At 65.1% G+C, this 21,010-nt stretch carries 23 protein-coding genes; 13 read left to right on the forward strand and 10 right to left on the reverse strand.

The window, feature by feature from the left end:
• Window position 1: 1 nt before the first annotated feature.
• The 4 genes from E2K76_RS09675 to E2K76_RS09690 form a co-directional block, all read right to left on the reverse strand.
• Window positions 2-751, reverse strand: coding sequence for an amino acid ABC transporter substrate-binding protein (locus E2K76_RS09675; protein ID WP_136684094.1), 750 nt, complete (start codon window positions 749-751; stop codon window positions 2-4).
• Window positions 752-910: 159 nt separating this feature from the next.
• On the reverse strand, window positions 911-1,306 hold the full coding sequence (locus tag E2K76_RS09680; protein ID WP_136684095.1) for a VOC family protein: 396 nt from the start codon (window positions 1,304-1,306) through the stop codon (window positions 911-913).
• 8 nt (window positions 1,307-1,314) lie between these two features.
• The gene (locus E2K76_RS09685; RefSeq protein ID WP_136684096.1) at window positions 1,315-1,734 is read right to left on the reverse strand and encodes a type II toxin-antitoxin system VapC family toxin; all 420 of its coding nucleotides are present in this window, start codon (window positions 1,732-1,734) and stop codon (window positions 1,315-1,317) included.
• On the reverse strand, window positions 1,734-1,988 hold the full coding sequence (locus E2K76_RS09690; RefSeq protein ID WP_136684097.1) for a type II toxin-antitoxin system Phd/YefM family antitoxin: 255 nt from the start codon (window positions 1,986-1,988) through the stop codon (window positions 1,734-1,736). The genes E2K76_RS09685 and E2K76_RS09690 overlap by 1 nt, the downstream gene beginning before the upstream one ends.
• Before the next feature lie 165 nt (window positions 1,989-2,153).
• On the opposite strand from E2K76_RS09690, the gene E2K76_RS09695 reads away from it, so the two are divergent.
• The 3 genes from E2K76_RS09695 (at window position 2,154) to E2K76_RS09705 (ending at window position 4,875) form a co-directional block, all read left to right on the forward strand.
• The gene (locus tag E2K76_RS09695; RefSeq protein WP_169053253.1) at window positions 2,154-3,218 is read left to right on the forward strand and encodes a cellulase family glycosylhydrolase; all 1,065 of its coding nucleotides are present in this window, start codon (window positions 2,154-2,156) and stop codon (window positions 3,216-3,218) included.
• Between the two features lie 65 nt (window positions 3,219-3,283).
• Window positions 3,284-4,324 carry an acyltransferase family protein gene (locus E2K76_RS09700; protein ID WP_169053254.1) on the forward strand — a complete coding sequence of 347 codons (1,041 nt, stop codon included), beginning with the start codon at window positions 3,284-3,286 and terminating at the stop codon, window positions 4,322-4,324.
• A gap of 62 nt (window positions 4,325-4,386) precedes the next feature.
• Entirely contained in the window at window positions 4,387-4,875 is a 489-nt protein-coding gene (locus E2K76_RS09705) for a flavin reductase family protein (RefSeq protein WP_136684100.1), read from the forward strand.
• Here the strand turns inward: E2K76_RS09705 and rhaI are convergent.
• Window positions 4,872-6,128 (reverse strand): L-rhamnose catabolism isomerase, encoded by a 1,257-nt coding sequence (rhaI, locus tag E2K76_RS09710; RefSeq protein ID WP_136684101.1) that lies wholly within the window; start codon window positions 6,126-6,128, stop codon window positions 4,872-4,874. The two genes, E2K76_RS09705 and rhaI, sit on opposite strands and share 4 nt — an antisense overlap.
• On the reverse strand, window positions 6,125-8,170 hold the full coding sequence (locus tag E2K76_RS09715) for a bifunctional rhamnulose-1-phosphate aldolase/short-chain dehydrogenase (RefSeq protein WP_136684178.1): 2,046 nt from the start codon (window positions 8,168-8,170) through the stop codon (window positions 6,125-6,127). Before E2K76_RS09715 ends, rhaI begins: the two co-directional genes overlap by 4 nt.
• A 133-nt stretch (window positions 8,171-8,303) precedes the next feature.
• Between E2K76_RS09715 and E2K76_RS09720 the strand changes: the two genes are divergently transcribed.
• Genes E2K76_RS09720 through E2K76_RS09735 form a run of 4 tightly spaced genes read left to right on the forward strand, consistent with a single transcriptional unit; the run spans window position 8,304 to window position 11,948 of the window.
• Window positions 8,304-9,101, forward strand: a complete 798-nt coding sequence (locus E2K76_RS09720) for a DeoR/GlpR family DNA-binding transcription regulator (RefSeq protein WP_136684102.1) — start codon at window positions 8,304-8,306, stop codon at window positions 9,099-9,101.
• Window positions 9,102-9,126: 25 nt separating this feature from the next.
• The gene (locus E2K76_RS09725) at window positions 9,127-10,449 is read left to right on the forward strand and encodes an FGGY-family carbohydrate kinase (RefSeq protein WP_136684103.1); all 1,323 of its coding nucleotides are present in this window, start codon (window positions 9,127-9,129) and stop codon (window positions 10,447-10,449) included.
• Window positions 10,450-10,507: 58 nt separating this feature from the next.
• On the forward strand, window positions 10,508-10,903 hold the full coding sequence (locus E2K76_RS09730) for an OmpA family protein (protein WP_136684104.1): 396 nt from the start codon (window positions 10,508-10,510) through the stop codon (window positions 10,901-10,903).
• Complete coding sequence (locus E2K76_RS09735; RefSeq protein WP_136684105.1) at window positions 10,878-11,948, forward strand: tetratricopeptide repeat protein; 1,071 nt, start codon at window positions 10,878-10,880, stop codon at window positions 11,946-11,948. Before E2K76_RS09730 ends, E2K76_RS09735 begins: the two co-directional genes overlap by 26 nt.
• On the opposite strand, the gene E2K76_RS09740 is transcribed toward E2K76_RS09735, so the two are convergent.
• Window positions 11,923-12,822, reverse strand: coding sequence for a hypothetical protein (locus E2K76_RS09740; protein ID WP_136684106.1), 900 nt, complete (start codon window positions 12,820-12,822; stop codon window positions 11,923-11,925). The genes E2K76_RS09735 and E2K76_RS09740 overlap by 26 nt on opposite strands.
• A gap of 122 nt (window positions 12,823-12,944) precedes the next feature.
• Here E2K76_RS09740 and E2K76_RS09745 point away from each other — a divergent pair, with 122 nt between their 5' ends.
• Complete coding sequence (locus E2K76_RS09745) at window positions 12,945-14,738, forward strand: sensor histidine kinase (protein WP_136684107.1); 1,794 nt, start codon at window positions 12,945-12,947, stop codon at window positions 14,736-14,738.
• The gene (locus tag E2K76_RS09750; RefSeq protein WP_136684108.1) at window positions 14,735-16,063 is read left to right on the forward strand and encodes a sigma-54-dependent transcriptional regulator; all 1,329 of its coding nucleotides are present in this window, start codon (window positions 14,735-14,737) and stop codon (window positions 16,061-16,063) included. The genes E2K76_RS09745 and E2K76_RS09750 overlap by 4 nt, the downstream gene beginning before the upstream one ends.
• A 1-nt stretch (window position 16,064) precedes the next feature.
• Here the strand turns inward: E2K76_RS09750 and E2K76_RS20310 are convergent, their stop codons facing one another.
• The 3 genes from E2K76_RS20310 to E2K76_RS20315 are packed head-to-tail and all read right to left on the reverse strand — an operon-like array spanning window position 16,065 to window position 16,713.
• Window positions 16,065-16,229, reverse strand: coding sequence for a hypothetical protein (locus E2K76_RS20310; RefSeq protein WP_169053255.1), 165 nt, complete (start codon window positions 16,227-16,229; stop codon window positions 16,065-16,067).
• Complete coding sequence (locus tag E2K76_RS09755) at window positions 16,226-16,549, reverse strand: hypothetical protein (protein WP_136684109.1); 324 nt, start codon at window positions 16,547-16,549, stop codon at window positions 16,226-16,228. The genes E2K76_RS20310 and E2K76_RS09755 overlap by 4 nt, the downstream gene beginning before the upstream one ends.
• Window positions 16,546-16,713 (reverse strand): hypothetical protein, encoded by a 168-nt coding sequence (locus tag E2K76_RS20315; protein WP_169053256.1) that lies wholly within the window; start codon window positions 16,711-16,713, stop codon window positions 16,546-16,548. The genes E2K76_RS09755 and E2K76_RS20315 overlap by 4 nt, the downstream gene beginning before the upstream one ends.
• A 331-nt stretch (window positions 16,714-17,044) precedes the next feature.
• Between E2K76_RS20315 and E2K76_RS09760 the strand changes: the two genes are divergently transcribed.
• The 4 genes from E2K76_RS09760 to E2K76_RS09775 are packed head-to-tail and all read left to right on the forward strand — an operon-like array spanning window position 17,045 to window position 20,966.
• Window positions 17,045-18,388: an LLM class flavin-dependent oxidoreductase gene (locus tag E2K76_RS09760; RefSeq protein WP_136684110.1), complete on the forward strand. Its 1,344-nt coding sequence runs from the start codon at window positions 17,045-17,047 to the stop codon at window positions 18,386-18,388.
• A 4-nt stretch (window positions 18,389-18,392) separates the two neighbouring features.
• Window positions 18,393-19,205, forward strand: coding sequence for an ABC transporter permease (locus E2K76_RS09765; protein WP_136684111.1), 813 nt, complete (start codon window positions 18,393-18,395; stop codon window positions 19,203-19,205).
• A gap of 24 nt (window positions 19,206-19,229) precedes the next feature.
• Window positions 19,230-20,195, forward strand: coding sequence for an ABC transporter substrate-binding protein (locus tag E2K76_RS09770; protein ID WP_136684112.1), 966 nt, complete (start codon window positions 19,230-19,232; stop codon window positions 20,193-20,195).
• A 12-nt stretch (window positions 20,196-20,207) separates the two neighbouring features.
• Window positions 20,208-20,966 (forward strand): ABC transporter ATP-binding protein, encoded by a 759-nt coding sequence (locus E2K76_RS09775; protein WP_136684113.1) that lies wholly within the window; start codon window positions 20,208-20,210, stop codon window positions 20,964-20,966.
• Window positions 20,967-21,010 lie beyond the last annotated feature (44 nt).

Consider the following 21,010-nt stretch of genomic DNA (forward strand, 5'->3'; position numbering starts at 1 on the left):
CTTATTCGGAAACCGGCTTCGTCACATCGGCGGCCAGCCATTTTTCCGAAATCGCGGCCAGCGTTCCGTCTTCCTTCATTTCGGTGATCGCCGTATCCACCTTGTCGCGCAATTCTGAATCGTCCTTGCGGAAGGGCAACGCGTTCTGGATTTCGCTGAAGGGCTGACCGGCCAGTGCCAGCGGCAGCGGGCTTTCTGCGATCACCTGCGCGGTGGACACGCGGTCCATCACGAAGGCATCGACGCGGCCCAGTGCGGTGTCCTGTTCGATGTTCGATTCATAGGTGCGGATATCGATCTCCGATGCATTCGGCAGCGCGCGCAGAAGCTGTTCGTAGTTCGACCCGAGGTTGACCGCCACGCTGCGCCCCGAGAGGGATTCAGGCCCGGTGATCTCGCCCTCATTGCCCTTCTTCACGACGACCTGCGCGCCATCATAGACATAGGGCTGGGTGAACAGATACTTGGCCTCGCGTTCCGGCGTGATGGTGATCTGGTTCGCGACCGTGTCGATCCGGTTCGATTCCAGCGCGCCGATCAGACCCGAAAAGGACATGGTCACGAATTCCACATCCAGCCCGGTGCGCTTGCCGACTTCGTTCATGAAATCGACCTCGAACCCTTGCAACGTGTCGTCGCGGGTGAAGGTGAAGGGGAAATAGCCCCCCGACATCCCGACACGCAGCGTTTCGGCCATGGCGGGAGCGGCAATCGCGGCAATCGCGGTGGCAAGGGAAAGTGCCTTCAGCATCGTCTATCCTTTTCTTCGCAAAGGCGAAATCTGTCATACAGATGTCGGCTATGTCCTGCGGCTGCAAGCCCCCGTCCGGAATGAAGGATAGCGGCGCGCGCAGGCGGATCAACGCGGATTTACGTTCCGGGCGCCGCAACGCGCCCGGAACACTGTTCCTTAGCCGAAGCGTCCGCCGCGTTCGACGACTTCGATCTGGTAGCCGTCGGGATCGGAGACGAAGAAGAATCGACCCACCACCTTGCCGTCCGGTGCAAAATCCACCAGCTTGCGCGGGACAAGGCCCGCCGCTGTCAGCCGCGCATGTTCGCCGTCCAGATCCTCCACCAGCACGGCAAAATGGCCGTATCCGTTACCGAGGTCGTAGGGTTCGGTGCGACCCTTGTTGATCGTCAATTCCAGTTCGAACCCGCTTTCGGCATTCGAAAGATAGACGAGGGTGAATTCGCTGAAATCCAGCCGATCCGCGACCTTCAACCCGAAAGCGGTGCCGTAGAATGCCAACGAGCGCGCTTCATCGAGCACGCGGATCATGCTGTGGATGGCCTTGGCCATGGGGGCTCCTATTCTTGCCAGGGATCGACCAGCCGCACGCCGCTTGGCGCGAAATCGGCGGTGTTGCGGGTTACGACGGTCATGCCATGCAGTATCGCAGTTGCCGCGATCAGCGCGTCGCGTTCGGAACGTTGGTCGGGCACATGCAGCGCCGCGCAGCGCAGGGCGACGGCGGCATCGACGGGCAGGATGCGATCCGCAAACTCTGCCAGCACCCGGCCGTCGAGCCATCGGCGCAGCGCCGCGCCCTGCGCGGCATCGCGCCGCTCGATACGCAGCACGCCGATCTCAAGCTCCATGACCGTGATGGCGGAAAGGAAAAAGCTGTCAGCCTCGGCCCGCGACACCCACGCGATCACGTTGGGGTCCGCCTTGCCCGAGCCCGCCTTGCGAAGCTCGGAAATCACGTTCGTGTCCAGCAGGAACATCAGCCAAGATCGGCCGGGCGCAGGCCGATGCGGGCGGGCGCGGGATCGAAGTCGATATCCGCAAGGCCGGGCATGGACAGCGCATCGACAAGGCTGCGCCGCCCGCCGGAAAGGCGGCGGTAATCCTCGATCGACAAGAGCACATGCGCCGGACGACCCCGGTCGGTGATGAAGACCGGGCCGTCCTTGGCCGCCTTCTTGGCGCGGCCGATATCCTGATTCAACTCGCGGCTGGAAAGTGTCGTGATGGTCATGGCGGCCTCCGTATGTAGTAAAGTTACTACATCATGCTCGCATGTCAAGTGTTGCGCGGGCTCCGCACGCCTCGTTTGCCGCGAACTCATCTTGCTGCGGCAGCTTGGCGCTTGCCTGCCCGCACAAGGCGGCGCAATCCTCGACACCGTTCAAAGGATGTAATGATGTTCACCGTTTCCGCCAAGATGCCGCCGCCGCTGCGGATCGTGATGCTTGCACTGGCGCTGATCGGGATGATCTGGTCGCAACAGGCGCGGGCCGAAACTCCCTTGGGTATCGCCACGGGATTCGACGGCATCCGCTGGAAATCCGACGCCGCGCTGCGGGCCGAGATGGAGGCCTATGCCGCCGCCGGTGCCACATGGTTCCGCACGGACCTGAACTGGTCGGTGGTGCAGCCCGACACTGCGCGCCGCTATGACTGGCGGCCCTTCGACCGGATGGTCGACGCGGCGCAGGCGGCGGGCCTGAAGGTGCTGCCCGTGGTCAGCTTCGCGCCGCGCTGGCAATGGAAGGACGGGCGCTATTCCGCCCCCGTCGACCCCAAGGCTTACGCCAAGTTCCTCAACATGGCCGTGCGCCGATACGCGCCGCGCGGGATCACGGCGTGGGAGGTCTGGAACGAGCCGAACCTCAAAGGTTTCTGGCCGAACCCCGATCCGGTCGCCTATACCCGTCTGCTGAAGGCGGCCTATCCTGCGATCAAGCAGGCCGACCGGAACGCCACCGTCATCGCGGGTGGCCTGTCGCCCGTCCCCCGAACCGATTTCTTCGGAGAGATCGACCACTATTCCGCCGTAGATTTCGTGCGCGGCATTTATGCCCATGGCGGCGGCAAATCCTTCGACGCGCTGGGCTTCCACCCCTATTCCTATCCCCACCAACCGTCCGAGACGGTGTCGTGGAGCGGATGGACCATGATGACCGGCCCGATCCGGGATCTGATGGTGCAGAATGGCGATGCAGACAAGAAGATCTGGCTGACCGAGTTCGGCGCGCCGACCCACGGCTCCGACACCGCCGTGACCGAGCAGGAACAGGCCGACATGATCCGCGATGCGATGCGCCTTCTGGCCGCGCAGGATTGGGCGGGGCCGGTCTTCTGGTATGGCTATGCCGACCGCGGCACGGGGGACGACAACCCCGAGGATTGGTTCGGCCTTGTCACGCAATCGGGCCGCGCAAAACCCGCGCTTCAGGCCTATCGTGAGGCGGCAGGCGCACCGTAACTATCGACAGGCCGCGGAAGCCATTGTAGCTTCCGCGGCTGTAACCAGTGTTCAAGGGGGCGATTTTGCCCGGTAAGAGTTCAGGGAGCCTCGTCTCCATTCAACTGCTGCGTGCCATCGCGGCCATCGTCGTCGTCTTCGGCCATGCCCAGACCGAGGCGTTTCAGGCCAATGGCGCGTTCAGCCCCACCCGTTTCGATTTCGGCATCGGCGTCGATGTGTTCTTTATCGTCAGCGGCTTCGTGATGGTGATTTCCAGCGCCAAGCTGATCGGAACGGCAGGCGCGGCGGGCACGTTCATCCGCAAGCGGCTGTGGCGGGTCGTTCCGTTGTATTGGTTCTATACCTGCGGGATGCTGCTTGCGATCGCGATCTTCCCCTCCGCGCTGAACAATGCGGCGGCAAGCCTGCCGATGGTGATTTCGTCCTTCCTGTTCCTGCCCTTTCCCAATGCGAACGGGGAATACCTGCCGGTTCTGGCGCTCGGCTGGACATTGAATTACGAGATGTTCTTCTATGCCCTTTTCGCCATCGCCCTGCTGCGCCGCAATGCGCGCTGGCTGGAAGTTGTGTGGCTTTTGATCATGGCGGCGATGATCCTCGGGGCGGCCCTGCCCGGCACCGCCTTCGGTTTCTGGGGCAACCCGATCATCGCAGAATTCCTGATCGGCGTGCTTTTGGCGAAACTGTGGCAGCACAGCCCCGGCCAGCGTTCTGCTGCGATGTTCGCGCTTTGCCTGCTGACGGCGGCGGTGCTGTATGTGGTGCTGTCGCCCATCGAAGGGCTGCGCCTCGTCTCGCATGGCATTCCAAGCGCGGTGTTCTCGGTCGGTCTGATCTTCTTCCTGCCGCTGCGGCTCGAACAGGTGGGCGAGGGGTTTGCAAGGGTGGTGGGCGACAGTTCCTACAGCCTTTACCTGTCGCATCCCTTCGTTCTGGCGATCCTGCGCATGGTCTGGGGCAAGTTCGACCCCGATTTTGCGCAGCCCTGGACCTATGTGCTGGTGGCGACGGCAGCCTGCGTTGTCGCCGGTTACGCATCCTACATCCTGATCGAAAAACCGGCCATCCGTCTTGCCCGGCGCCCCGCTGCCCTGCCCGCATGAAGGCTGGCGGCCCGCGTCCGATCTGCTAGGGTGCGGGAAAATCGGCAAGACAAGGGTTTGGGATGACATTGGACGAGGCTTTCCGCACAGCCTTCCGCCTTCATCCGGCAGGGGTTTCCGTCTTGGCGGCGGATGATGGCGAAGGGCCGGTGGGGCTGACGATCACCTCGCTGATCTCGGTCACGTCATCGCCGCCGACGGTGGGTTTTTCGCTGTCATCCATGTCGTCCAGCTCGCCCCATATCCTGAAGGCGGGAACGCTGGTGATCCACCTGCTGCGCCAACAGGACCAATGGCTGGGCGAACTCTGCTCGACCAAGGGTGCCGACCGTTTCGGGCCGGATGTCGCATGGGAACGTCTGCCCACGGGCGAGCCGCGCTATACCGCCGTGGGCACGTGGTTCCGCGCAAGGATCGTCGGCACGCTGGACGTGAACGGATCGACGCTGGTCGCGGCGGAACTTCTGGAAGGCGCGGCCCTCGGCAACGGGCCGGAGCTTTCGACCATGGTTTACATGGACCGCCGCTGGCACGGGGTCTCGCCGACCTAGACGATCCCTCCGCCCCCGCCCTTTGCCGCCGGACGCTGCTCTGCCACCTGCGCGCGATAGCCCGCCTTGCGATAGGTCGCGACCGGGCGGATCGCCGCGCCCCTCTTCAGCCGCGCCATGGCAAGGATCGGCTCCACATCCGTGCGGAACGCCACCTTCAACGCCTCGGACGCCATCAGCGCGTCATTCGCATCCTGATGCCCCGCCAACGCCGCCCGGTCCACCAGCAGCGCCTGAGCATAGGCGCGCAGCACCTCGGTGGCCGAGGTCATCATGCTTTCCAGCGGATCGGTCACATTGTGGCTTTGATCCAACATATAGGCGAGCCCGGCCGGCGCATCGACCAATTCGTTGAACACGAGGAAAAGCCGATACGGGTCGATCGCCCCCGCATCCAGATCGTCGTCGCCATATTTGCTGTCGTTGAAATGGAAGCCCGCCAGCTTGCCCTGCCGCTTCAGCCGGGAAACGATCATCTCGATGTTCACGTTCGGGGCGTGGTGGCCCAGATCGACAAGGCACTGCGCTTTGTCGCCCAATTCCTGCGCGATGATCAGCGACGTACCCCAGTCCTGCACCACGGTGGAATAGAAGGCTGGCTCGTACATCTTGTGTTCGGTGAAGATGCGCCAATCCTCGGGCAGCGCGTCATAGATGCGATGCGCGCTTTTCATGTAGCGGTCAAGCTGGCGGGTGAAGTCCGATTGTCCGGGGAAGTTCGACCCGTCCCCCACCCAGACCGACAGCGCCTTCGATCCAATCTGCCGCCCGATCTCGATACAGTCGATGTTATGCGCCACCGCCTGATCGCGCACCGCCCGATCGGTATGCGAAAGCGATCCGTATTTGAACGACAGCGGCATCTCTGCATGGTCTTGGAAGGTGTTGGAGTTCATGGCATCGAAGCCCAGGCCCACCTGCTCTGCCTTGGCCAGCAGATCGGACGGGTCCGCCTTGTCCCACGGGATGTGCAGGGACACGGTCGGCGTCGCCCCGGTCAGCGCATGGACCACGCCGCAATCGTCCAGCTTGTCGAAGATGTCGCGTGGCTCGCCCGCGCCGGGGAAGCGGGCGAAACGGGTGCCGCCCGTGCCGGCGGCCCAGCTTGGGATCGCCACGCCAAAGGCCGCGACCTTGGCCTCTATCTGCGCGATGTCGATGCCGCGCCGATCCAGATGTTCGCCCAGCGCGTCGTAATCGGCACGCAGCGCCGGTTCATGCCGCGCATTGACGGCTTCGATTGCGTGTTTCATCGCGTGAACGACTGCACGTTCCCGGCATCGACATTCAGGATGTTGCCGGTGGATTTCGCGGACACGTCAGCGGCGAAGAAGTAGTTCGCCTCGGCGATGTCTTCGGGCAGGACGGATCGTTTGAGCAGGCTGCGCTGGCGATACATCTCCTCCAGCCCGTCCTTGTCGGTCTTGTAGGTGCTGGCGCGCTGGTCCAGCCATTCGCCCTGCCAGATGCGCGATCCGCGCAGCACGGCGTCGGGGTTGACCACGTTTACCCGGATGCCGTCCGCCGCGCCCTCCAGCGCGAGGCAGCGGGCAAGGTGGATCTCGGACGCCTTGGCCGTGCAATAGGCCGACGCGCCGGGCGATGCAGCAAGACCGTTCTTGGATGCGACGAACACGATGGACCCGCCGATCCCCTGCCGTTTCAAAAGCCGGAACGCCTCGCGCGAGACGAGGAAGTAGCCGGTGGACAGGATCGCGATGTTACGGTTCCAAAGGTCCAGCGTCGTATCCTCGACCGCAGCCGAGGATGCGATCCCTGCGTTCGACACGACGATATCGACACCGCCGAATTCCACGGCCATCTGCTCATAGGCGGCGGCGACGGCATCCTCGCTGGTGACGTCCATGCGGGTGCCACGCACCACATCGGCGCCGAAGCGCGCGGAAAGCCCCTGAACCGCCGCGTCCAGCCCGTCGATATCGGCCAGCATCACGCAGGCACCTTCGGACAGATATCTCTCTGCCGTCGCCATCCCGATCCCACCCGCGCCGCCCGTTATCATCGCGATCCGCCCGGCCAGCGATTTCGGTTTCGGCATCCGCTGAAGCTTCGCCTCCTCCAGCAGCCAGTATTCGATGTCGAAGGCCTCCTGCTCGGGCAGGCCGCGATAATTGCCGATGGCCGATGCCCCGCGCATCACATTGATCGCGTTGACATAGAACTCGCCAGAAATCCGCGCCGTCGCCTTGTCCTGCGCGAAGGTGATCATCCCGACGCCGGGGATCAGATAGACGACCGCGTTGGGATCGCGCATCGCAGGCGACCCCTCGCGTTTGCAGCGGTCGTAATAGGCGGCGTAACCCTCGCGATAGGCCTCGATGGCGGCTTTGGGGTCGGCATCCGCCTCCAGCACCAGCGGGCGGATCTTGGTGCGCAGGAAATGGTCCGGACAGGATGTGCCCAGCGCCGCCAGCTCCTCCAGCCGCGCGCTGCAGGTGAATTCCAGCACTGCGGGCTGGTCGTCGAAATGACCGACCATATGCCGATCCTTGGAGATCAGCCCGCGGATGGCGGGCATCAGGCGCGCGGCGATGTGGCGGCGTTCATCGGGCGGCAGTGGGGCGCGGGTTTCGCCGCCGAAGGCGGGGCCGGTCATGCGGGCCTCCAGCCATTCGGTGGCGTGGTTGATGATCTCCAGCGTCGTCTCATAGCAGGATTTCGCGTCATCACCCCAAGTGAACAGGCCGTGCGATTCCAGCACGCAACCCTTCGCCTGCGGGTTGGACCGCGCGAAATCCTCCAGCCACAGGCCCAGTTCGAACCCCGGACGCTTCCACGGCAGCCAGCCGATCTCGCTGCCGAAAATCTCCTCGGTCAGCGCCTTGGATTTGTCCGATGCGGCGATGGCGATGATGGCGTCGGAATGAACGTGATCGACATGGGCGCGCGGAACATAGGCGTGCAGCGGCGTGTCGATCGAGGCCGCTCGGGGGTTCAGCCCGAAGGTGCAATGGGGCAGGAGGCCGACCATCTCATCCTCGTGCGCGACGCCACGATACCGGGATTTCAGCGCGTGCAGGCGGTCCATATACAGCGTCGAAAACCCGTCCAGCTTCATCGAGCCGATGTCGCCGCCCGACCCCTTGACCCACAGCACCTCCACGGTCTCGCCCGTCAGCGGGTCGATTTCGGAAACCTTGGCCGAGGTGTTCCCCCCGCCGTAATTCGTCACCCGCTTGTCCGATCCCAGCAGATTGGAACGATAGAGCAGCCGCTCCGGCTCGCTCATCCCCTCGGCCTTCGCGTCGTCCCACAGGTTCTCCAAGCGCGGCATCCCGGCCTCCTCCGTTTCCCCGTCCGCAGGTTTCAGCATCGCCGTTTCCGAGTCAATCATAATCGCTCACCTTCGATCATCGACGATTGACTTGGAAGCGGATCACGGTAGCTTGCAGATCAAGGGGGACGTCATGCACGAAAGCGAACGGCATCGGGTGATCTTGTCGGCCGTTCAGGCCAAGCCCTTCGTGGCAGTAGCGGAACTGGTTGATCTGACGAACAGTTCCGAAGCCACGATCCGCCGGGACATTGCGGCGCTGCATCTTCAGAAACGTCTGCGCCGGGTGCGTGGCGGGGCCGAGGCGCTGTCGCCCAGCCCTGTCGCGGCATTGACGGGACGCCCGTTTTCCGTCAACGCCGCAATCAACATCGCGCAGAAACGCGCAATCGCCAAAGCCGCGGTGGATCTGTGCGACGATGGCGATGCGATCATCATCAATGGCGGCACGACCACATTCCAGATGGTGCATCCGCTGGCGACGCGCCGGATGCAGGTCTTCACCAACTCTTTCCCCATCGCGGAGCATCTGCTGCACCATTCGAAGAACACAGTCATGCTGTCGGGCGGCACGATCTATCGCGAGCAGAACATCGTGCTGTCGCCGTTCGACAATGACGTCACGCGCAATTTCTATGCCCGGCGGATGTTCATGGGCGCGCAAGGCGTCGCCCCTCTGGGCGTGATAGAACAGGACCCGCTGATCATCCAAGCCGAGGAAAAGCTGATCGGCCAGGCCGACGAATTGATCCTGCTGGTCGATTCCTCGAAATTCGCGCGCCGCTCGGCGCTGATCCTGTGTCCCCTGTCGCGCATCCATACGCTGATCACCGACGAACGCATCGAGGATCGGCACGCCGCCATGCTGGAGGAAGCGGGGGTCAGGTTGATCGTCGCACAAACCCCCGCGCGGGAGGGAATCCGGGTCTGACGTCATTTTCCGGGGAGGGAAGAACATGCGCGTCGCCGTCATCGACATCGGCAAGACGAATGTGAAAGTCGCGCTGGTGGACACCGCGACCATGACCGAGACCGGCATCCGCAAGATGCCCAACGTGATCGATAGAAGCGGCCCCTATCCCCACTACCGCACCGAAGACCATTGGGAGTTCATCCTGGACGCGCTGTCCGCGCTGCATCCGATCGATGCGATTTCCGTCGCGGCGCATGGGGCGACGGCGGCGCTGGTGGATGCGGCGGGCGATCTGGTGCTGCCGATCCTCGATTACGAGCACCCCATCGACACGGCGGATTACGACCCGCCGCCTTTTGCCGAGACCGGATCGCCCCGCCTCGGGATGGGCCTGAACGTCGGTGCGCAGCTTTGGTGGCAGTTCCGGCACTTCCCGCAGGCGCGGCGGGCGGTGCATGTCATGACCTATCCGCAATATTGGACGATGCGGCTGACCGGAGTTGCTGCCTGCGAGGCGACATCCATCGGTTGCCACACCGACCTCTGGCGCCCGGACAAGGGCGAGCCGTCGTCGCTGGTGGACCGGATGGGATGGCGCCGGCTGATCCCGCCCATGCGCCGGGCAAACGAGGTTCTGGGGCCGCTGCGTCCCGATCTGGCCGCGCGGACGGGGCTGGGGGCGGTGCCCGTGACCTGCGGTATCCATGACAGCAACGCCTCGCTCTATCCGCATCTGCTGGCGCGGCGGGGGGCGTTTTCGGTCGTGTCCACGGGGACATGGGTGGTCTGCATGGCGGTGGGCGCGGGCAAGGGACCACTGGACCCCGAACGCGACACGCTGGTCAATGTCGATGCGCTGGGCCATCCGGTCCCATCGGCCCGGTTCATGGGGGGGCGCGAATATGAACTGGTCCGCGCGGGCCGCGACCTGCGAGCCACGCCCGATGCGGCGCAGCGGGTGCTGGACCGCGGCGTCATGCTGCTTCCGGCGGTGGAGCCGGGCTCCGGGCCGTTCCGGGGCCATGAGGCCCGCTGGACGCTGGACCCACAGGACGAGGGCGAGGAGGCTGTCGCGCTTGCCTTCTATCTGGCGATGATGACGGCGGAATGCCTGTCGATCATCCGCGCGGCGGGTCCGGTCATCGTCGAAGGGCCGTTCGCGGCGAATGCGGATTATGCCGCGATGCTGGCTTCGGCCACGGGCCGCGAGGTCGAACCCTCGACCGGCTTCACCGGCACCGCCCTTGGTGCGGCGCTGCTGGCCGGGCCGGGGCCGCTGCCGCAACCGGCTGCGGGTATCCGGCCCGATCCCGCGCTGGCCGCCTATGCCGACGCATGGCGGTCACAGTCGCGCGAAGGCAGGTGACAGGCGCTGCGGACGATCTATCATCGTGTGTATAACGAGTGATCCGAGGACGATTGTCATGAAACATCTTATTGCCGCATTGAGCCTTTCCGTCATGCCCGCGCTGGCCTTTGCACAAGCCGAACAGGAACCCCTTTCCATCTCTTTCCCGACCGGAGCAGCCGCCGTCCCCGCCGAGGGGCTCGACACGCTGGATGAAGCCGCGCGCCTGTTCCGCGCCGGAAACCCCATCGTCATGATCGTCACCGGCGGTGCCGATACGGTGGGCAATGCCGGGCGCAACCTGCAACTGTCGGTCGCCCGCGCCCAAGCAGTTGCGGACGGGCTGGTGGCGCGGGGCATTCCGGCGGACCGGCTTCAGGTGCTGGGGCGTGGCACGACGGAACTGCCCGTCGATACAAGTGCAGGCGTTGCGGAACAGGCCAATCGTGTCGTCGAGATTTCCTGGCGTTGAGCTTGCCATCCTGATCGCCGCCGCCCTTCCCGCCACCGCGCAGGAAGGGCAGCGTGCGTTCGACGCCAGCGACTTTGGGCGCGCCGCCGAAAGCTGGCGGGCAGAGGCGGCGGCAGGATCGGCGGATGCGATGTTCGGCCTTGGGTTGCTGCACGACCTTGGCCTCGGGATGCCCCGCGATGCGGCGGCGGCGCTGCGCTGGTATCTGTCGGCCGCCGATCTTGGCCATGCCGAGGCGCAGTTCAACGTCGCCGTGATGCTGGACAGCGGAACCGGCGGCCCGCGCGAGACGGCTGCCGCCGCCGCGTGGTATTCGCGTGCCGCAGCGCAAGGAAACCTTCGCGCGCAATACAATCTTGGCCTGCTCTATGACAAGGGCGAGGGCGTTCCGCGCAACCGCGATCTGGCGCGGCTTTGGCTTGGACTGGCGGCGCCGCAACTGCGCGCGGCGCAGGATCGGCTTGCGGTGCTGGCGGACGATCCCTTCGCACGCGATCTTTCGCCCCCGGTTCCGCTTGGCGGTGCGCGCATCGGAAGCCGCGCCGAACTGGCATGGACCGCGCCGCCCGGCCCCGGTGGCAGCATTTTCCATCTGGAACTCGTCACCCCGGAAGGCCCGGTCGCGGATTTGCAAACCGCGCTTTCGGCGGTCGTCCTGCCCGCCCCGGCAGAGGGGCCGCTGTTCTGGCGGGTGTCGCGCATCGCCGAAGGGAATGCGGCCTATGTGGCGGGGCCGTGGCAGGCGATCGGCGATCCTGCGCCACCACCACCCACGGGGCGCATGCGCATCCTTACGGCCCCCGGCGCTGCCCCCTTTGCCGCCGAACTCGCCACCGCTTTCCGTGCCGCCGGGCTGCCGGTGGAGATCGGCGCGGCGGTCGCAGCTACGAGCGCCGTGGAACATGGCTTCGGTCAGGATCGCAACATGGCCCGCGACGTCGCCTCCTTTCTGCCCGGACTGTCGGCAGAAGATGCGCGTGGCGCCGCCCTGCCCGGTCGCCCGCCGGGCGAGGTGACGGTCACCCTCGTATCGGAAGGGTCGTAATCCACAATTCCAGCACGCCCGGTTCAGGGCTGGGCGCATATCCGGTCATGTCGGCAAGCCGCGCCCCGGCAACCTCGGCGGCGCGGCCCGCGCCTTCGGCATCCTCGGGGTGATAGAAGCGCATCACATTGTCCGGCATGGCGAAGACCGAAGGGCGAAGCTCTGCCCAGTCCGGATCGTTCAGCGCCGGCGCACCGGGCGGCAGGTGGATGCGGAGCCGCGCGCCCGGCCCTGCGGCAAGGCGCAACCGGTCGAGAAAGACCGCATATGCCTCCTCCTCGGTGGCGGGGGGCGCGACGGACAGCGGCAACCGCCCCTCGATTGCCACCTGCGTCGTCGCAGCCCCCGGCATCGGCACATCGTAGCCCACCGCCGGCACCCCCGCCTGCGCATGGCTGAGCTGTAAAGGCGGCAGGTGTTCAAGCCGCACCTGCGCCGGCACGTCATAGCCGGTGGGCAGGTTCAGGTCCGGAACCTTTGCGAAATTCATCGGTGCGGGTCGCAAAAGCTCTTGCAGCACCGAGCGGCGGGGCGAGGCATCGGCCTCGTTCGCCTTGCCGCGCGGCCAGAACGCCAGCGCTGTCAAAAGCACGGCCAGCGCCAGTATGCCCAGCAGGACGAAGCGGGTTCTGGTCCGGGGCGGCGCGTGGTCGATCACGGGCGCGGGGAAGACGGGCGCAGGTTCGGGTTCCGGGGGCGGCGCGGTCCATTCCGACCGCAGGATCAGCGGTTCGGCCTTTTTCGCGCGCTTTGCCTCCATCACCTTGCGGCGGCTTTCCCGGGCTTCGGCCAATCTGCGTTCCCAAGACTCGGACCGAAGCAGCGCATCGACTGCCGCGCCCATATCCTCGGCCTCGCCACCACCTTTCGTCACCCGTCCGACCTCCAGCCTTGCCCGTTTCCGTGGATATAACCCGAAGGTGTCAGCTTTCCTACACGGACCTATACAAGCCCTTCGAATCTCCGCATGATATCCGGCGGGAGCAGGAGACGGGGATGGAGCGGCAGCGGCTGATCCAGTGGTGCGCGATATGGGCGGCGGCCATCGTCGTGCTGATGACGCTTGGCAGTCGTGTCGTGACCCGGTCCTATCTTGCCGAAGGGTCCGAACGCACGCAGGCCGCGCTGCGTCTGACCACCGACGGCCTGATCGGCCATCTGCGCCGATACGAGGCCCTGCCCCGGCTTCTGGCCGAAGACGAGGACGTGCGCGCCTTCATCGCCGATCCGTCCGATGCGGATGCGATGAATGATTGGCTGAAATCGACCAACGAGCTGCTGGAATCCTCGGACATCTACATCATCGGCGCGGACGGAATCACCATCGCCGCCAGCAACTTCGACCTGCCCGAAACCTTCATCGGCGAGGATTTCTCCTATCGCCCCTATTTTACCGAGGCGCTGGCGGGACGGGATTCGCGCTTCTATGCGCTCGGGACGACCTCGGGGGTGCGCGGATATTACTATTCCGCCCCGATCCGCGCGCCGGATGGGCGAAACGCCGGGGTGATGGTGTTCAAGATCGGCCTCGACGCGATCGAGGGCAGCTGGCGCGGCACCGATATCGGCATCTTCGTGACCGACCCCGAAGGCATCGTGTTCCTCGCCTCGGACCCCGGCCTCGTCTATGCCACGACGCTGCCGATGGAGCCGGAGCGGACCGAGCGCACCGCCGCCTCCCGCCGCTATTCCGATGCGGAACTGATGCCGCTGGATCATCGCCGGGGCGAGCGGTCCGGCTTTGCCACCTTCCACACCGGCGGGCGCGAATATCTGGAGCGGTCCGCGACCATGCCCGGCGCCGATTGGGCGGTCCACGCGCTTCTGGACACCGGCCCGCTTCTGGCGCAGGCGCGGCTGGCGCTTTTGGCGGGGGTGCTGCTGCTGGCGGTGACGGGAACGGTGGGCGGGCTGATCCTGCAACGCCGCGCGCAACTGGCCGAACGGCTGGCCCTTCAGGCCGAGGCGCAGGAATTGCTGGAACAGCGGGTCGAGGAGCGGACCGCCGACCTTGCCCGCGTCAACAGCCGCATAAAGACCGAGGTGACCGAACGGCGGCTGGCCGAGAAGGAGTTGCGACGGACGCAGGCGGATCTGGTGCAGGCGGGCAAGTTGGCGGCACTGGGCCGCATATCGGCGGCCCTGTCGCACGAGATCAACCAGCCGCTTGCCGCCGCGCGCAACTATGCCGACAGTGCGGCGATCCTGATCGACCGCCAAGACTATCCCCGGGCGCGCGAGAACGTGGTGCAGATCCTGTCGCTGATCGACCGTATCGCAGCCATCGGGCACCACCTGCGCGCCATGGCCCGCAAGCCGAACCAGCGGTTGGAGGATCTGGACCTCGCTGCCACCGTGCGCGAGGCCGTGGCCATCGCCGGCCCGCGCCTTGCCGCCGCACGGGCAGAAGTGGTGCTGGACCTGCCCGATCTGCCTACGGTGCGCGGCGCGGCGGTGGGGCTTCAGCAGGTGCTGGTGAACCTTTTGACCAATGCCGCCGACGCCGTCGAAGGCACGGGTGACCGCCGGATCGAAATTGACGCGACCCCTGGCGATCCAGTGGTCCTTCGGGTGCGCGATCACGGGCCGGGAGTTCCGACTGGCATTGCGGACCGGATCTTCGACCCGTTCTTTTCGACCAAGCAGGGAAGCGGCCTCGGGCTTGGGCTTTCGATTTCATATAACATCATGAAGGACTTCGGCGGCGATCTTCGCGTCACATCTCATCCAGATGGCGGCGCGGTGTTCGAGGTGGTGATGAGAAGCGCGTTGAGGATGGCCGCGGAATGAAAGTGCTGCTTGTCGACGATGACGACCGGATGCGCCATTCGACCGCGCAGGCGTTGGACCTTCAGGGGCTTGCGGTCGAACCGCTGGCCAGCGCCGAAGAAGCGCTGGCGCTTGCCTCGCCCGGTTTTCATGGGGTCGTCGTCAGCGATATCAGGATGCCGGGGATGGATGGCATGACGCTGCTTCGCCGATTGCACGACATCGACCGCGACATTCCCGTCATCCTCGTGACCGGCCATGCCGAAGTCCAGCTGGCGGTCGAAGCGCTGCGGCGCGGGGCCTATGATTTTCTGGAAAAGCCCTTCAGCATCCAGAGCATGACCGCGATCATCCGCCGCGCAGCGGAACATCGGGCGCTGGTGATCGAAAACCGCCGTTTGCGCGCCGTTGCAGGCAAGCGCGACGATGTGGAGGCGCGTCTGGCAGGACGCAGCCGGGCCATGGTGGACCTGCGGTATCGCCTGCGCGCCATCGGCGCCAGCGACGCGGACGCCTTGATCGAAGGGCCGACGGGCGCGGGCAAGGAGGTGGTCGCGCGCACGCTTCACGACGTCTCGGGGCGGGCGGATCGTCCCTTCATCGTCATCAACTGCGCAGCCCTGCCCGAAACCCTGATCGAATCGGAACTCTTCGGGCATGAGGCCGGCGCCTTTCCCGGCGCGCTGCGTCCGCGTTACGGCAAGTTCGAACATGCCCGCGGCGGCACGATCCTGCTGGACGAGATCGCGTCGATGCCGCTTGCGCTTCAGGGGCGGTTCCTGCGCGTCCTTCAGGAACGGGTGATCACGCGGCTCGGCTCGAACGAGGCGATTCCGCTGGATGTGCGCTTCCTGACCACATCGAAGGTCGATCTGGAAAACGAGGTTGCCCGCGGAACCTTTCGCGCCGATCTTCTGTATCGGCTGAACGTTGCCACGCTGAAGGTCCCGGCGCTGGCCGATCGCCGCGAAGACATCCCGCTTTTGTTCCTGCAACTGGCCCGCGAAAGTGCTGCGCGGCACGGGGTCGAGGATCGGCAACCCTCGCCCGGCATGCTTGCAGCACTGTCCACGCAGGATTGGCCGGGCAATGTGCGCGAATTGCGCAATGCCGCCGAACGGTTCGTCCTTGATCTGGAGGCAACGCCCGCCGCCGAAGGGCAGCGGCTGGCGCAGAAGGTCGCGGCGTTCGAGCGCAGCGTGATCGCCGGCGCGATTTCCGCCCATGGTGGCCGATTGCGACCGGTCTATGAAACACTCGGCGTGTCCCGAAAGACGCTTTACGAAAAGATGCAGAAACACGGGCTCGACAAGCGGCTGATCCTCGATCCGCCCGACGATACGTAGCTTATTGATCAACCTGCGGCGCAGGCTCCGTCGCGCCCTGCGGCGCGCGCCCGGCAAGAAAGAAAGTGCCGATCAGAATCGCGGCCCCGACGACGATGATGACATAGACGAATGTCATCGGACCCCGAAGACCGTCCCGCCCGCCCTTGTCCTCCGGTTTCTTCATGTTCCCTCCCGCGATTTTCTGTCATCACGCGTATTGGCCTTGCCGTGCGGGGCGCCAGGCGCATCGCCTGTCCGGCCCCGCTGCTTGGTCTGTCCATCCGGGCGATGGTCGGCATCGAAGGTGCGGCGCGATGCCGGATCGTGGCGGATCTGGCTTTGATCGATTTCCTTCTTCATGTTGGCCTCCTGTCCGGACTGGACCCGCCGCGCGACGTTTTGTTCTGCCTTTGGCTTGGGGATTTCGGGATCGATGGGCGTCGCAGGTTGCAGGCGGGTGTCGGGTTCCAGATTGGTGTCGGGATCTGGCTTTTCGGCCATCATTGGTTCTCCTGCACGTCGCTGTTCGGCTTGCCCTTGGTGCGTGCCGGGTTCATCACATCGAACTCCGACGGGTCGTGCGCCGATCCCTCATGAGTGTGCTGATCGTTTTCGCGGCGGGGCGGCTTGCTGCGCTTTTCGTCCGACTTGCGCGGTTCGTTGGCCATGATCGTCCTCCTTTTGCAGAGGAACCAGCGCCACCCCGACATGTTCCGCGAGGCTTATCGAGAGAATTTATCACTCCATCGCATGTAGGGCCGGGGCGCGTCCGTTCCCTCGCACCGCGCGAATTTGGAATGGAGCCGGGGGCCAAGCTGAGGCAGATTTAATCACGACTGAGTTTGTCAAGATAGGGATTGCGATGAACATCGGCACCACCCTTCGCTGTCGGCGGATGATGACCGCCTGAGGCGGAGTTCCAGTTCCCCCAAGATTTTCCGAAAGACGGCGGCAAAACAGCGTCCCGCCGCACGGTTTCCCATTGCGCGGAGAAAAGACATGACACGACAAATCAAGCTGGGCGCCTTCCTGCCCGGCGGTGGCCAGCATATCGCGGCATGGCGCCACCCGGACTCGCCCGCAAACGGTGCAACGGATTTCAATTTCCACGTGCAGCTTGCCCAGACGGCGGAACGTGGCCTGTTCGACGCCTATTTCCTTGCGGACGGACTTTCGGCAAAATTCGGCGGGATCGAGGGCGGCAATGCCAAGGTCGTCGGGTTCGAGCCGCTGACGCTGTTCTCGGCGCTTGCTCCGCTGACGAAACATCTGGGTTTCATCGCGACCGGATCGACCACCTATGAGGAGCCATACACCGTCGCGCGCAAGTTCGCCTCGCTTGACCTGATCTCGGGCGGGCGGGCCGGGTGGAACGTCGTCACCTCGACCGGGGATGACACGGCGCGCAACTTCAACCGCGACGAACAGCTTCCCCATGCCACCCGCTATGCCCGCGCGCGCGAACATGTGGATGTGGTGCGCCAGCTTTGGGACAGCTGGGAGGACGACGCCTTCCTGCGCGACAAGGACAGCGGACGTTTCTTCGACCGCACGAAATATCACGAGATCGACCACCGCGGCGAACATTTCCAGGTGCTGGGCCCGCTGAACACGCCGCGCCCGGTGCAGGGCCATCCGGTCGTGGTTCAGGCCGGAAGCTCCGAAGACGGACGCCAGCTTGCGGCAGAAACCGCCGAAGTGATCTTCACCGCGCATCAGACCCTCGCCTCGGCGCAGGACTTCTATTCCGACATCAAGGATCGGGCGGCAAAGGCGGGGCGCAACCCGGACCATGTGCTGATCATGCCCGGCGTCGCCCCCTTCATCGGCCGGACCGAGGAGGAGGCGAAGGAGAAATACGCCCGCCTGACCGAATTGATCCTGCCCGAAGACGGGATCGCCCTGCTGAACACACTTACGGGCGGCACGCTGGACCTGACGGGCCATCCGCTTGACGGCCCCCTGCCGCCCAGCCCACCGACCGAAGGGAACAAGAGCCGGCAAGTCCTGATCCGCCAGATCGCGGACGAAAATGGCTTCACCATCCGTCAGCTTTACCAATGGATCGCCACGGCGCGCGGGCATTACACGATCGTCGGTTCGGCCACCCAGATCGCGGACCAGCTGGAGGATTGGTTCACCCTTCAGGCCGCTGACGGATTCAACATCCTGCCGCCATGGCTGCCCACTGCGCTGGACGATTTCGTCGATTTGGTCGTGCCCGAGCTGCAACGGCGCGGCCTGTTCCGCACCCGCTATGAGGGTCGCACCCTGCGCGAGAACCTTGGTCTGCCGCGCCCCGAAAACCGCTGGGCCCTTCGCCTGCCCCACGCGGCGGAGTGACGACATGAGCTTTCCCGACATTCCCCGCACCGCGACGCGCAATCTGACCCTGCCGCGGCTGCCCGTCCTCGCAATTCTGCGCCGATACGGGCTGCTGGCCGCGTTTCTGGTTCTTTGGCAGGTGGCCAGCAAGGCAGGCTGGGTGAGCCCCGCCGTCTTCCCACCGCCGGATGCCATCGCGGCGGCACTGTGGAAGGGCCTTTGGACCGGGGCACTTCTGGACGATATCGCGATCAGCCTGCAACGCGCGGGCACGGCCTATGCCGCCGCCATCGCCATCGGCATTCCGCTTGGGCTGCTGATGGGGCAGATCCGGCTTGTGGAACAGGCGCTGGACCCGATCCTGCAACTGTTTCGCCAAACCTCGGCGCTGGCGCTTTACCCGGTGTTCATCCTGCTGCTGGGATTGGGCGAGGCGTCGAAGGTCTTCGTCATCTTCTGGGCGACCCTGTTCCCGATCCTGCTGGCCACCACCGGCGGCGTGAAGGAAGTGGATGCAAAGCTGATCGAGATGGCCCGCAGCTACGGCGCATCCCGCCTTGCCGTCTTCCGCCGCGTGATCCTGCCCGCCGCCCTGCCCGCGATCTTCATCGGGCTTCGTCTGTCGGCGACGACCGCGCTTCTGCTGCTGATCGCGTCCGAGATGATCGGCGCGAACAAGGGCGTCGGGTTTCAGGTGATGAACGCCCAATACAACTTCCAGATCCCGCTGATGTTTGCCGCGATCTTCCTGCTGGCGGGCCTTGGCCTGTTGGCCAACGCGCTGCTGGTCACGCTTCAACGGCGGCTGTGCCGCTGGTCCGACCCCACGAACTGACCCCCATTTCCAAGGATTTTTCCGATGTATCTCCGCCCCTTCCTCCTTGCCCTCGCATTCGCCACCCCGTCGCTGGCCGAGGACCCCGTCACCTTCCGCTATCTTGCCAGCCATGGCGGGCTGTCGCCGCATGAACTGGCCGACGCGCTTGGCTATTACGACCCCTATGGCATCGAGATCGAGAATATCGGCTATGCCTCGGGCGGGCCGGAATCGCTGTTCGCGCTTGCCTCGGGCAGTGTCGATCTGGGGTCGGCGGCAACGGCGGCGATCATCAACTCCATCGCCGGGGGCAACGATTTCGTCGCCGCCTATCCGACCAACGGGATCAGCCAGGATGTGCAAAGCATCTTCTATGTCCCCGAGGACAGCCCGATCCGCAGCATCGAAGATATCGCCGGCAAGACCATCGCCGTGAACACGCTGGGCGCGCATCTGGATTATGCCGTGCGCGAGGCGCTGCACCAGAAGGGTCTGCCGCAGGATGCCGCGAACCTGATCACGGTGCCGGGGCCGCAGCTTGAACAGACCCTCCGTTCGGATCAGGTGGATATCGCCGCCTTCGGATATTGGCAGACCACGTTCGAAGGCGTGGCGCGCGGCAATGGCGGGCTTCGCGCCATCTTCGGCGATTTCGACGTGCTGGGCGAAATTGCGGGCGGCTTCGTGACCCTGCGCCGCGATTTCATCGACGACCATCCCGAAGCCGCGCGCCACTTCGTCGAGGAAGCCGCCCGCGCCGCCGACTGGGCGCGCCAGAACCCTGACGAGGCGCGCGAGGTCTTCGCCAAGCTGCTGGAGGAACGCGGCGAGAACCCCGAGATCGCCCAGCACTTCCGCGGTTTCGGTCTGCGCGAAGGCGGCCACGCGATCCCGCGCGATCTGGACTTCTGGATCGAGGTGCTGGAACGCGACGGCAGCCTTGAGGACGGCAAATTCACTGCCGCCGACCTGCTTTACGTGCCGCAGGACGGCACCACGACCAACTGAGGGGGCGATCCGATGACCAGCTTGCAAAGCGGCGGGCTCAGCCTGCGGAACCTGTCCAAGGGATATGCGCTGCCGGGCAGGCAGCTCAGCGTCCTGAACGGCATCAACCTTGACATCGAGGGCGGCAGCAGCCTTGCCATCGTCGGCGCCAGCGGGTCGGGCAAGACGACGCTTCTGCGCATTCTGGCGGGGCTGGAGGACCCCGACCTGGGCGGCGTCACCATCGACGGCACCCCCGTCCGGGGCGTCGGCACGGAACGAGCGGTGATCTTTCAGGAACCGCGCCTGCTGCCCTGGCTGACCGTGCTGGACAACGTCGCCTTCGGTCTGGAGGTGCGCGGCACGCCGCGGACCGAGGCGCTGGAGCGCGCGCGCCACTACATCCGCCTGGTCGGGCTGTCGGATTTCGCGGGCGTCTGGCCGCGTCAGCTTTCGGGCGGAATGGCCCAGCGCGTCGGCATCGCCCGCGCGCTGACGGTGCAGCCACGCATCCTGCTGCTGGACGAACCCTTCGGCGCGCTGGATGCCATGACCCGGCTGGTGATGCAGGAGGAACTGGTCCGGATCTGGTGCGAGGAAAAGGTCACTATGATCGTCGTGACCCATGATCTGGAGGAGGCGATCTATCTTGCCGATCAGGTTCTGGTCCTGCCCAAAGGGGATGGCACCCCCCGCCTGATCGAAACGAACCTGCCGCGCCCGCGCGACCGCACCAGCCCTGCCTTCGTGCGCCAACGCGAAGCCTTGCTGCGCGAATTCGGCTTGCATTGACGCAAAGGCGGCGTGGAGATCGGTTTGATCCCACGCCCCGCCCT

The organism is Falsirhodobacter xinxiangensis (assembly GCF_004959935.1).
Classification (GTDB): Bacteria; Pseudomonadota; Alphaproteobacteria; order Rhodobacterales; family Rhodobacteraceae; genus Falsirhodobacter; species Falsirhodobacter xinxiangensis.